The following is a 12397-nucleotide window of genomic DNA, read 5'->3' as shown; positions in this document are numbered from 1 at the left end:
AGGGGCTCCTCATGAGTGCGTTAAATAAAAAAAGTTTTCTCACTTATCTGAAAGACGGCGGTATTTACGTTGTTCTTTTAGTGTTACTGGCCATTATCATTTTCCAGGACCCTACGTTCTTAAGCCTGCTGAACTTGAGTAACATTCTGACCCAGTCTTCCGTGCGTATTATTATTGCACTCGGCGTGGCAGGTCTGATTGTGACCCAGGGTACTGACCTTTCCGCAGGGCGTCAGGTTGGCCTTGCCGCGGTTATCGCCGCCACCATGTTGCAGTCGATGGAAAACGCCAACAAAGTGTTCCCGGAAATGGCAACCATGCCAATTTTCGTGGTGATCCTGATTGTGTGTGTCATCGGTGCAATCATTGGCCTGATTAACGGCATCATCATCGCTTACCTGAACGTAACGCCATTCATCACCACCTTAGGTACGATGATCATCGTTTACGGTATCAACTCCCTGTATTACGACTTCGTGGGTGCGTCCCCAATTTCAGGCTTCGACAGCGGCTTCTCGACCTTTACGCAAGGGTTTATCGCGCTGGGCAGCTTCCGCCTGTCTTATATCACCTTCTATGCACTGATTGCGGTGGCCTTCGTCTGGGTTCTGTGGAACAAAACCCGTTTCGGTAAGAACATCTTCGCAATCGGTGGTAACCCTGAAGCGGCGAAAGTATCTGGCGTAAACGTGGCTCTGAACCTGCTGATGATTTATGCCCTGTCTGGTGTGTTCTACGCCTTCGGCGGGATGCTGGAAGCAGGTCGTATCGGTTCTGCAACCAACAACCTCGGCTTCATGTACGAACTGGATGCGATTGCAGCGTGCGTGGTCGGCGGCGTTTCCTTCAGCGGCGGCGTAGGTACGGTGCTCGGCGTGGTAACCGGTGTAATTATCTTCACCGTTATCAACTACGGTCTGACCTACATCGGCGTGAACCCGTACTGGCAGTACATCATCAAAGGCGCAATCATCATCTTCGCGGTTGCGCTGGATTCACTGAAATACGCCCGTAAGAAATAAAGACACCTTGCATTATCAGGCCCGCTCTTTGAGCGGGCTTTTTATTTCACGCAAGCGTCAATTCTTGCTCGGTGACGATACGTTCAAACCCTTCGAGCTCAGAAAGTTTGCAGGCAATCCACTGCTGTGAAAAGGCCTCGCCCAGGCTATCAATGAGATATTGGTTGCCGGAAAATGCCTCGATAGCTTGCTGCTGGAAAAGCGGCAGTACAGGTTCATCATGTTGCGTCTCTTGTAAATCTTGCTCATCGACGTTTTCTAGTCCATACAACATACCGGTCAGGATGGTAGCGACCACCAGATAGGGGTTGGCATCTGCGCCGGCCAACCGATACTCAATACGACGATTGCCTTCGTCCGAGCAGGGTATGCGTAGCGCGGCGGAGCGGGTGTTATAGCCCCAGGAATTGAACAACGGCTCGGTCAGGTTTTTACGCAAACGGCGGAAGCCGTTAACGCCCGGAGCAAGAATGGCAATGGATGCGGGCATCAGCGCCAGCTGGCCCGCGATACATAAGCGCATCATGCCATTGAGTTCCTCGGCGGGTGAGGCAAACACGTTTTCGCCGTGAATATTATTCAGACTGAAATGGAAATGCAGACCACTACCGGACTGAAGGCTAAAGGGTTTAGCCATAAAGCTGGCCTGAAGACCGTTTTTGTCGGCGACAAAGCGGGTCAAACGGCGTAACGCCAGCACGTTATCGCACGTCTCAACCACCCGATGACTGTGCCTGAGGTTCAGTTCGAACTGGCCGGATTCAGCCTCAGCTACGATCCCGGTGAGTGGGATATGCTGGCAATGTGCCAGCTGTTCCAGCTCATCAAACAGTGCCGCGTGTGCCGCTGAGGTGTCCATATGAAAGCAGCCCTGATTTTGCGGATCCTGAGCGCCTTTCCCCGTCAGATAGAACTCAACTTCCGGCGCAATCACCGGGAAAAGCCCATGCTGGTGGAAGCGTTCAAGGACATTCTGCAATATCACGCGGGGTTCAAACGGACAGTCTTCCCCGTTAGCGTCTTTCATCGTCAGGAGGATCTGCGCGCTGTGCTGCGGATCGTGCAAAGAAGGGCGTAGGGAGCCGGCGACCGGAAGGCATAGCCGGTCTGGCTCATCATGAAGAGGTGCGGAAATCTTCCCTTTCTGATCCATCGAATAGACCGAGAGGGGGAAATAGCAGCCGTTTTCGAGACTCAGCATGTTATCCACTGAAAGCCGCTTACCGCGCATAATGCCATTGATATCGTTCAGGTAAACGTCAATGTGTTTTGTCTGCGGGTAACGCTCCAGATAATCCGCCACTTCCACCGAAAACGTGTGCTTCATGGCAGCCATTTTCTCATCGAAATAGAGGCCGGAATTATGGGGCCCCGGAAGAGATAAGCCCGGAAAGTTGAAGTAGTGGCGGATATTTTTCAGGAAAAAAGCGTTCATTATTGAGTTCATAGTCATTCTTCAATGAAGCCGTAACGGCAGTGAACTCAGCTTAAAAGGGCGGGTGTAAAGGAGGGATAAAAAGAGTGGCTGGTGTCGTAAAGAAAGAATAAAAGAGGGCTATTTTTTCTCTTTTTTCTGCATATCCAGCAATTGCTCAGGTGTCACCGCCGGGTAACCTTGCGCATCTTCGGGGACTTCGTGCATCGCCGGGATCGGCACCAGCGGGCCTAAGAAGCGCGGTTCACGTTTGAATATGTACAGGTCGGCCAGCGCGCCAAAACGGGCTCCAAACTCACGTACGCGTACGCTAAGCATGTCTTTAGGTGATGGCACGGCGTAACACTGGGCCTGAATACCCATATGCAGCGCGATAAACAGCGCCCGTTCGCAGTGGAAACGCTGGGTGATGATGATGAAGTCGTTAGTGTCGAACACCTTGCGAGTCCGCACGATAGAGTCGAGGGTACGGAAACCGGCATAGTCGAGCACGATATCGGCCGGATCGACGCCTGCGGCAATCAAATCCTTACGCATCGTTACCGGCTCGTTATAGCTTTGCAGTGCGTTATCACCGCTGAGCAGCAGGTAATTCACCTTGCCGCTGTTGTAGGCGTTAAGCGCGCCCTGAATACGGTAACGGTAATACTGATTGATAACGCCAGTGCGATAGTACTTGGCGGTGCCGAGCACCACGCCAACCTGGCGGTAAGGGAGGTCTTGCAGGTCATCAAAGATGTAGGGGGCGGTTTTCCAGCTCATCCAGCGGTCGAGGCCAAGCGCAGTCAACAGCAGTATGCCGACCAGGACAGACAGGCTGTAAAAAACGCGCTTTAACATGCAGATGGCTCGTTCCGAAGATGGGATTTCACTCAGGCTACTTTACCCGTCCGGTAAGAGCAAGAAACAGCGATTCAACTGAGGGGTTTTTCATCAGATATGCGGGCATTTCTGCCCGCACTCAGTATTACGCAAGCAGTACACGATCAATGGTGGTACAGCCGAGCGCTTTCAGCGTGGCGGCGGTCGCATCCCACTGGATCAGCGGTGCATCGGCAATTTCTGCCAGAATCGCGCGCTGGATATCAGGGTAATCGTATCCGTTCAGGTTCAGCAGGTTCAGTGCGCCTTGCAGAGGCGGCAGCGTTGGGTTGAATGCCGCATTTTCAGCGTAACTGCCGCTAAAGATGCGGCCATCACGGCACTGAAGCGCCACACCGCTTGGTGATTTGCTGTATGGGGTATGGCTTTTATTTGCAGCAGCAATTGCCGCTTCACTCAGCGCGTCACCGGAAAGCGCAAAGCCATGATCCTGCTCGTCCATCAGCAGTGTTTTGATATCGAGATCTTTTGGACCGAAGGCGTCTGGCAGGTAATCTCCCAGGGTGTGCGGTGCACGGCCTGGCAGGTTGATACGCAGTTGCAGCCCGCTGTTCAGTTCATTCATAAACTGGCGACAGTGACCACACGGGGTGTAGTTTACGGTAATGGCACTCAGCGCTGTTTCACCACGAAGCCAGGCGTGGCTGATGGCACTCTGCTCTGCATGAACCGTTTGCTGCATGGTCGCGCCGAGGAATTCCATATTCCCGCCGAAATACCAGGTTCCGCTCACGCCGCGAGCAATGGCACCAACGTTGAAGTGGGAGAGATCGGCGCGGGCACAGGCGGCAGCCAGCGGCAACAGTGCGAAAGCCAGCGCGTCTTCGTCCAGCCCCGTCGCCTGTTTAAGCGTCGTGACGTGCTCTGCCGTCAGCAGGGCGGGGAAATGCTCATCCGCCAGAACCGGGGCCAGGGCTGACTGCAAATTCTCTGCAAGCTGGGCGAAAGCGGCTTGAAAACGTGGATGCATGGCGATGCCTCATAAAGGTTAATGGATCGGTAGTGTACGGAGCCGTCAGGGCTTAATATGTGATCCAATTCTCATTATGTATGCAACTTATGAAAACAAAATGAAATTTGCGCGACGCATCGCAAATTTTACCCCACAACGGCCAGAATAATCGGGAACAGGAATGGCGCAATCAGGGAGGTCATGATCCCGCAGATCACCAGCGCCAGCGAGCTAAATGCACCTTCCTGATAATCCATCTCAGCGCAGCGCGCGGTGCCCAGGGCGTGTGAGGCGGTACCCATCGCCAGGCCACGGGCGGCCTTAGTCCGGATTTTCATGAGATTCAGCAGAGTATGGCCAAATACCGCACCCAGAATACCGACAAAAATGACGCACATGGCGCTGATCGCCGGAATGCCGCCGATGCTGCCACCTACGGCCATCGCAATAGGCGTGGTGACGGATTTCGGCAAAATAGAAGCGGCAATTTGCGCAGATGCCCCCATCAATAGCGCGACGGAAGTCCCGGTGATCATCGCTACCAGGCTACCGACAAAACAGATGGTGATGATGGATTTCCAGCGCGCGCGGATCTGATGTAACTGTTCATATAAAGGAAAGGCGAGTGCGACAACGGCAGGTTGCAGCAGGTCGTTTAAAATTTTGCTGCCAGCGAAATAGCGCTCATACGGGATGCCCGTCAGCAGCAGAAACGGAATAATCACCACCATTGCTACCAGCAGTGGGTTAAGTAATGGCATCTTAAAACGTACGGCAAGTTTACGTGCGGCGAAGAACACGACCAGCGTTAACGGCAGCGACCACCAGATATTGGCCATCATTTTTTTGTTTTCTCCCCAACCACTTTACGTTCGCCGTGAACCAGATGCGAACTCCAACTGACTACCAGGAAAACCACCAGCGTGCTTATCGTGCAAGACACAACGATGGGGCCGAACTGGGCTTTGAGCAAATCAAAGTACTGCATCACCCCGACACCGATAGGCACGAACAGCAGGGCCATATAGCGGATGAGCACAAAGCAGCCAGGGTTGACCCATTTTGCCGGCAGGATTTGCAGCGCCAGCAGAACAAACAGGATCAGCATCCCGATAATGCTGCCAGGAATGGTGATAGGAAGCAGCGACGCGAGGAAAATCCCGGCGTAGAGGCAAGCGTAAATCAGGACGAATGCGCGCAAGTACTGCCAGATGATATTCAATGATTTGCTCATGGTGAAAGTCCTTGATGAAACGCATTCATCATACAATTAAACCCGGAAATGTGCCACGGATCACATCATGAATTTTGAGCATACCAGACATTCCTGAATGGAACGTCGGGCATTTCCACAAATGGACAGGGCGCCGGTTAAATGAGAATATATGATTCATATATGAATCGTAACGGTATGTATAAATGGGAATCGTAAAAATATCTGACCTGCTGCATGACGACATCCGCGATGCCAGCAAGGCTATGTCGCGCTCGGTGAACGCGCAGGCCGAATACTGGCTCCGTCTGGGGATGCTGTGCGAACTCTATCCTGAACTCAATTACCAACAAATTAAGATGATGATGCTGAAATCAGGATCCGACCGTCTGCTGGAGGTGATCAATGCCGTCAATAATCATTAAAACGGCTGATGAGCTTGCAACGCAGCGCCATGCCGGCGAACTGCTTGCCTCCGTGTTTACCATGTTAGACGGATTTATCCAGCCCGGGGTCACGACGATGGCAATCAACAACCGGGTGGAAGATTTTATTGTTAATGAGCTGCACTCCCGCCCGGCCAGTAAAGGGCAGTATGACTTTCCGTACGTGCTGAACACCTCGGTAAACGAGGTCGTCTGCCACGGGATCCCGAAAGAGTCGGAGCACCTGAAAATCGGGTCAATTGTCAACGTGGATATCACCCTTGAGAAAGGCGGCCTGATTGCCGACTCCAGCAAAATGTACCTGATTGGTGACGTGTCACCGCTGGCGCGTCGGCTGGTGAAAAAAACCTATGAGGCCATGTGGAAGGGGATCAAGGCGGTGAAACCTGGCGCAACGCTTGGGGACATTGGCCACGCCATTCAGTCGCATGTTGAAGGCAACGGCTACAGCGTGGTGCGCGAATATTGCGGACACGGTGTGGGTAAAGAGATGCACGAAGATCCGCAGGTGCTGCACTACGGCAAACCGGGTGAAGGCGCGGTGCTGAAAGAGGGAATGGTGTTTACCATTGAGCCGATGGTGAACCAGGGTGACAGCCGGATCAAAACCAAAAAAGATGGCTGGACGGTGGTCACCCGCGATAAAAAACTGTCGGCCCAGTGGGAGCATACCATTGCCGTCACAGCCGATGGTTTTGACGTCCTTACTCTGCGGCCTGACGAGACGATCCCGGATTAACCTCCGGGCTTTCAACATACCTGGAGAGCGGCTACTATAGCGCGTCTTTTTTCACAGGTACTGATATGCGTGTTTTACTGGCCCCAATGGAAGGCGTGCTCGATTCCCTCGTACGCGAACTTCTGACCGAGGTGAACGATTACGATCTCTGCGTGACGGAGTTTTTGCGCGTGGTCGATATGTTGCTGCCAGCAAAATCATTCTACCGACTCTGCCCGGAGCTGCATCGTCAGAGCCGTACCACCTCTGGCACGCTGGTGCGTATTCAGCTGTTGGGTCAGTATCCTGAATGGCTGGCGGAAAACGCCGCCCGCGCGGTTGAGCTTGGCTCGTATGGGGTTGATCTCAACTGTGGCTGTCCGTCTAAGCTTGTGAACGGCAGCGGCGGCGGGGCGACCTTGCTCAAAGATCCGGAGCTGATTTACCGTGGCGCGAAAGCCATGCGTGAAGCCGTGCCCTCACATTTGCCGGTGACGGTAAAAGTGCGCCTGGGCTGGGACAGCGATGCACGGCAGTTTGAAATCGCCGATGCGGCGCAGCAGGCCGGGGCCACCGAGCTGGTGGTGCATGGTCGCACCAAAGAAGATGGCTACAAAGCCGAACGCATCAACTGGCAGGCAATTGGCGAGATCCGCAAAAGACTCACCATTCCCGTTATCGCCAACGGCGAAATCTGGGATTACGCCAGCGCGCAGGCCTGTCTGAAAGAGACCGGCTGTGATGCGGTGATGATTGGGCGTGGCGCCCTTAACGTGCCGAACCTCAGCCGGGTGGTGAAATACAATGAGCCACGCATGGCCTGGCCGGATGTCGTCACCTTACTGCAAAAATATACCCGCCTGGAAAAGCAGGGGGATACCGGTTTGTATCACGTCGCGCGGATTAAACAGTGGCTGAGTTATTTGCGTAAAGAATATTCTGAGGCGCTGGGATTATTCCAGGAGATCCGCACGTTACAGACATCGGCGGATATTGCACGCGTCATTCAGTCAAAATAATAAGCGTTAATTTGCTCACACTTTTTTAATATATAAAACAAATCCGGTTTTCAATGTGGCACGAGGGTGTTAAGGTGCCACTGTTTTCAACGCAGGATTGTTACTGGTTAACAGGCAAAACCTAAGCGTTCCACGGCACTCATCGCTGTGGAACGCTTAGGTTTTTTTTTGCCTGTCATTTACGCAGGAGAGACATTTGCCTTAACGCGATACGCAGAAATAAAGCAGGACACCATTTGTGGTTATTGAATAACTGCACGGGCTGCTATTACCAAAATAAATTTAATGATGACAGGCGATATATAAATTGCCTGCGACCGGTTACGCACTAAATACTCAATCACAGGTTTAATTATGGCATATAAAAATATTCACTATAAGCTGTGCGCACTTGCCTTATTGACGGTTTCTCCTTTGTCGATGGCGCAGGAGTGGAACGGGACGGTGTTAGGTTTTGAAGCGCCGCCCGACCCGATCCTGGGCGATATGCTCGGTATTCGTAAGATCCTCAATGACAACGGGTTTACCTACAATCTGGGCTATCTGAATGAAATCGGCTGGAATGGCGGCGGCGGTTACAACCACGACTCCCATGTGGCCTATATTGACCAGTTTGCATTGACCTTCAATCAGGATCTGGAACGCTGGACCGGCATCCCGGATGCACGCATCGAAGGGAATATCGTCAACCGTAATCACAACGACGATCTCACCACCAAACGTGTGCAGGATCCGCGCGTCAACTTTAATGACCTGACCCAGGAGAGTTGGGGAGGGCAGTCCATTACCCGTCTGGGCTGGCTGACCTTTGCCCGTAGCTTTGATGACCGTCGCCTGACCTGGCGTATCGGAATGATGAACAAGGTGCAAACCTTCGACCAAATCATCCCGTGTGATTTCCAGATGCTCTCCCAGTGCGGCGGGAAATCGGCCAACTCGCTGACCTGGAACAACTGGAACGTCCACACCTGGGGCACCACGCTTGAGTATAAAGTGACGCCAACCGTTACCTTAAAAGGCGGTGTGATGGAGCAAAACCCGGATGCCTCCAGCCGTAACCACGCCTGGAGCTGGTCAACGAAGGGCAGCCAGGGCGTCTTACTGCCGGTTGAAATCGAAGCCCGTCCGCTGATTAACGGGCTGCCGGGGGCGTACAACCTGGGCGTGGTGTTTACCAATGCGCCACAGGCTGACCTCTATCGCGGAAAATCGGGTGGTGCAGGGGCAAGTGACCCTGAAGGATACGAAGAGCATAACCGGACCTGGTTTATGTATGCCGGGCTGAACCAGCAGCTGACGCGGCATCAGGACGATCCCAATCGCGGTCTGAGCACCTCTGTCAGCATGAGCCTTGCCGATCAAAGCAGTAACTATATGCATCAGGTCTACGCCGCCTCGCTACGCTACCGCGGGCTGTTTGATGCCCGACCGGATGACTGGATTGGCTTTGGTCTGACCTGGATTGATATGAGCAGCCAGTACGCGCGTAACCAGCGCTATCTGAATTCCCTGAGCGGGGTTTCGGACTATAACGATCCGGCGTATCACCCGGTTCCGGGTCACTCGGTGAACGGTGAATTCTATTATCGCTTCCGCCCGGTATCCTGGCTGGAGCTGCAACCGGGTATTCAGTACTGGCACCATCCGGGCGGGGTTGCCCGCACTCAGGATGCATGGGTAACCGAACTGAAAACCGTTGTGACCTTCTGATTAAAGCGTAGCAAGTACGATCTGCGTCACGTTTTTGCTCGTGACACATTGAGGCTACGAATGAAACTGATAGAGTGCCAGAACTGGATTGTTACTGCTTAGGCAGGCAAAACCTGATTTTCTGGCATCTGCCGGAGGTCAGGTTTTTTTGTTTCTGGGGTTCCGATGAAAATCGCCAAAATTCTTAATAATAATGTGGTGGTTGTTCAGGATGAACGCGGGCGCGAACAGGTTGTGATGGGGCGAGGACTTGCCTTCCAGAAGCGCGTCGGTGAAGAGTTGGATACTGCGCTTGTCGAAAAAGTGTTTGCACTGCAAAGTGACGAACTGGTGCGTCGGCTTGGGGAACTACTGAGCCAGATCCCGCTGGAAGTGATGACCACCTGTGACCGCATCATTGGACTGGCAGCGCAGCGGTTAGGGAAATTGCAGGACAGTCTGTATATCACCTTAACGGACCACTGCTACTTTGCGATTGAACGGCAAAAGAAAGGGCTGGCAATCAAAAACGTGCTGCTGTGGGATATTAAACGCCTGTATCCAAAAGAGTTCGAACTGGGGCAAGAGGCGCGGGCCATTATCGCCAAACGCCTGAATGTCGAACTGGCAGAGGATGAGGCCGGGTTTATCGCGCTGCATCTGGTGACCGCGCAGCTGAACAGCGAAATGCCGGAAGTGATGCACGTTACCCGGGTCATGCAGGAGATCCTGCAACTGGTGAAATACCAGCTGCACCTGGAGTACGACGAAGAGTCGTTAAGCTATCAGCGTTTTGTTACCCATCTGAAGTTCTTTGCCCAACGGATGCTCACCCGCACTGTGGTGGAAGACGATGATGTATCTCTGCATACGGCGGTGAAAGACAACTACGCGAAAGCCTGGAAGTGCGCCGAGAAAATCGCGCAGCATTTGCAGAAAAGTTATCAGCGTGAGCTGACAACCGAAGAAATTATGTTCCTCGCCATTCATATTGAACGGGTGAGAAAAGAGGGGCGTTAAGCCTCAAAATCTGGATTGTTACTGCATAACGCAGGCAAAACCTGAGCGCGGCCTTCGAAAGGAGGACGTTCTCGGGTTTTTTTATTTTTATACTCAGTCAACAGGTGCCTGCGGGCATCGGATGTAAGGAAATCGAGATGGAATACCAGGCTTTAGCGAAGGATATTCTCGGCCACGTTGGCGGAAAAGAGAACATTGTCAGTCTGGTGCATTGTGCCACCCGACTGCGCTTCAAACTGAAAGACAATCAAAAAGCGAACGCCGAAGGGCTGAAGAAAAATCCGGGCGTGATTATGGTTGTCGAAAGCGGCGGCCAGTTTCAGGTGGTGATTGGTAACCATGTGAACAGCGTCTGGAAGGCGGTACGAAGCGAAGCAGGGCTGACGGATGATACGCCCGTCGTGGAAGAGAAGGGTGAAAAAGGCAATCTGCTGGGGCGTCTGATTGACATCGTCTCCGGGATTTTCACTCCGTTTATCGGCATCCTGGCGGCTTCAGGGATCCTGAAAGGACTGCTGGCCCTGGCGGTGGTGTGCGGCTGGCTCACCACCGACAGCGGGACTTATAAAATCTGGTTTGCGGCCAGTGACGCGCTGTTCTTCTTCTTCCCGCTGGTGCTGGGCTACACCGCCGGGAAGAAGTTTGGCGGCAACCCATTTATCACCATGGTGATTGGTGGCGCACTGACACACCCATTGATGATCTCGGCGTTTAACGCGAGCCAGCAGTCGGATGCGGTGGCTGATGCATTCCTCGGTATTCCGGTGACCTGGTTCAACTACAGTTCGTCGGTGATCCCGATTATCCTCGCGGCCTGGGTGAGCTGCTGGCTGGAAAAACAGAGCACGAAGCTTCTGCCGCCGTCGATGAAAAACTTCTTCGCGCCGCTGATCTGTTTAGGTATTACCGTGCCTCTGACCTTCCTGGTGATTGGCCCGCTGGCGACCTGGCTGAGCCAGATGCTGGCGAACGGCTACCAGTGGATTTACGTGCTGGCACCGTGGCTGGCGGGGGCGGCAATGGGTGCGCTGTGGCAGGTCTGCGTGATCTTCGGCCTGCACTGGGGGCTGGTACCGCTGATGATCAACAACCTGGCCGTGCTGGGTCACGACTCCATGCTGCCGATGCTGTTGCCTGCCGTGTTCGGGCAGGTTGGCGCAGCGCTCGGCATCTTCCTGCGTACCCGTGATGCACGCCAGAAAATGCTGGCGGGGTCGTCTGTCACGGCGGGGATTTTCGGGATTACCGAACCGGCGGTGTATGGCGTTAACCTGCCGCTGCGCCGCCCGTTTATCTTTGGCTGTGTGGCGGGGGCGATCGGTGGGGCGATTGTCGGCTTTAGCGATACCCATGTCTATTCGTTCGGCTTTGCCAACATCTTTACCATCGCGCAGATGATCCCGCCAGGCGGCGTGGATGCAACTCTGTGGGGCGGTATTATCGGTACCGTCGTGGCGCTGGTGCTGAGCTGCGGCCTGACGCTGGTGGCGGGGATGCCACGGCGTACCGCGCCAGAAACGGCAGTACCGGCGAGCGTAGGCGAAAACGAAGTCTTGTCGCCGATGACCGGTACCGTGCTGGCGCTGGACCAGGTGCCGGACGCCACCTTCGCCAGCGGCCTGCTGGGCAACGGTGCGGCCATCATTCCCGCGGATAACAAGGTAATTGCGCCGTTTGCCGGCGAGGTGGCCTCGCTGTTCCAGACCAAACATGCCATCGGCCTGCTCAGTGAAAGTGGCATTGAAGTGTTGATCCATGTGGGGATCGACACCGTGAAACTCGACGGCAAGCCATTTACCGCCCACGTGAAGGTGGGAGACAAAGTACAGCCAGGCGACCTGCTGCTGGAGTTTGATCGTCAGGCCATTCTTGATGCCGGATACGATCTGGCGACCCCGATTATTATCAGTAACAGCGACGAGTACCGCGAAGTGGTGACCGTGGCGGCGACGTCCGTCAATGCCGGAACCCCGTTACTCAGCGTAAGCCATCAATAACAGG

General features: G+C 53.9%; 11 protein-coding genes and 1 pseudogene. 7 read left to right on the top strand and 5 right to left on the bottom strand.

All coding sequences use genetic code 11. The annotated features are described in order from the left end of the window. The first annotated feature begins 11 nt into the window (after positions 1 to 11). Complete coding sequence (gene mglC / locus ACT9TW_RS20810; RefSeq protein WP_182061756.1) at positions 12 to 1022, top strand: galactose/methyl galactoside ABC transporter permease MglC; 1011 nt, start codon at positions 12 to 14, stop codon at positions 1020 to 1022. Positions 1023 to 1068: 46 nt separating this feature from the next. Here mglC and ACT9TW_RS20805 read toward each other — a convergent pair whose 3' ends face one another. From ACT9TW_RS20805 to ACT9TW_RS20785, 5 genes are all read right to left on the bottom strand, one after another. After that, the gene (locus tag ACT9TW_RS20805) at positions 1069 to 2457 is read right to left on the bottom strand and encodes a glutamine synthetase family protein (protein WP_446493576.1); all 1389 of its coding nucleotides are present in this window, start codon (positions 2455 to 2457) and stop codon (positions 1069 to 1071) included. A 120-nt stretch (positions 2458 to 2577) separates the two neighbouring features. Then, on the bottom strand, positions 2578 to 3297 hold the full coding sequence (sanA, locus tag ACT9TW_RS20800) for an outer membrane permeability protein SanA (RefSeq protein WP_182061755.1): 720 nt from the start codon (positions 3295 to 3297) through the stop codon (positions 2578 to 2580). A 127-nt stretch (positions 3298 to 3424) separates the two neighbouring features. After that, positions 3425 to 4309 (bottom strand): cytidine deaminase, encoded by an 885-nt coding sequence (gene cdd, locus ACT9TW_RS20795; RefSeq protein WP_315686186.1) that lies wholly within the window; start codon positions 4307 to 4309, stop codon positions 3425 to 3427. Between the two features lie 128 nt (positions 4310 to 4437). Then, complete coding sequence (locus ACT9TW_RS20790) at positions 4438 to 5133, bottom strand: CidB/LrgB family autolysis modulator (RefSeq protein ID WP_446493575.1); 696 nt, start codon at positions 5131 to 5133, stop codon at positions 4438 to 4440. Then, positions 5130 to 5525, bottom strand: coding sequence for a CidA/LrgA family protein (locus ACT9TW_RS20785; RefSeq protein WP_182061752.1), 396 nt, complete (start codon positions 5523 to 5525; stop codon positions 5130 to 5132). Before ACT9TW_RS20785 ends, ACT9TW_RS20790 begins: the two co-directional genes overlap by 4 nt. A 185-nt stretch (positions 5526 to 5710) precedes the next feature. Between ACT9TW_RS20785 and ACT9TW_RS20780 the strand changes: the two genes are divergently transcribed. The 6 genes and pseudogenes from ACT9TW_RS20780 to bglF all read left to right on the top strand — a co-directional run bounded on the left by ACT9TW_RS20780 (position 5711) and on the right by bglF (position 12393). Beyond that, on the top strand, positions 5711 to 5929 hold the full coding sequence (locus tag ACT9TW_RS20780; RefSeq protein ID WP_014071020.1) for a ParD-like family protein: 219 nt from the start codon (positions 5711 to 5713) through the stop codon (positions 5927 to 5929). Continuing rightward, positions 5910 to 6689, top strand: coding sequence for a type I methionyl aminopeptidase (gene map / locus ACT9TW_RS20775; protein WP_446493574.1), 780 nt, complete (start codon positions 5910 to 5912; stop codon positions 6687 to 6689). Before ACT9TW_RS20780 ends, map begins: the two co-directional genes overlap by 20 nt. Before the next feature lie 65 nt (positions 6690 to 6754). Next, positions 6755 to 7687, top strand: a complete 933-nt coding sequence (dusC, locus tag ACT9TW_RS20770) for a tRNA dihydrouridine(16) synthase DusC (protein ID WP_446493573.1) — start codon at positions 6755 to 6757, stop codon at positions 7685 to 7687. A 354-nt stretch (positions 7688 to 8041) separates the two neighbouring features. Next, positions 8042 to 9397, top strand: a complete 1356-nt coding sequence (locus tag ACT9TW_RS20765; RefSeq protein ID WP_182061749.1) for a carbohydrate porin — start codon at positions 8042 to 8044, stop codon at positions 9395 to 9397. Positions 9398 to 9562: 165 nt separating this feature from the next. After that, positions 9563 to 10396 carry a transcriptional antiterminator BglG gene (gene bglG, locus ACT9TW_RS20760; protein WP_014071014.1) on the top strand — a complete coding sequence of 278 codons (834 nt, stop codon included), beginning with the start codon at positions 9563 to 9565 and terminating at the stop codon, positions 10394 to 10396. A gap of 25 nt (positions 10397 to 10421) precedes the next feature. Further along, a pseudogene (bglF, locus tag ACT9TW_RS20755) lies at positions 10422 to 12393 on the top strand (PTS beta-glucoside transporter subunit IIABC). Positions 12394 to 12397: the final 4 nt, after the last annotated feature.

It is taken from the genome of Enterobacter sp. C4G1 (assembly GCF_052886895.1).
Note: the sequence above shows the minus strand (reverse complement) of the source record. Positions and strands in the feature narration are given on the sequence as shown.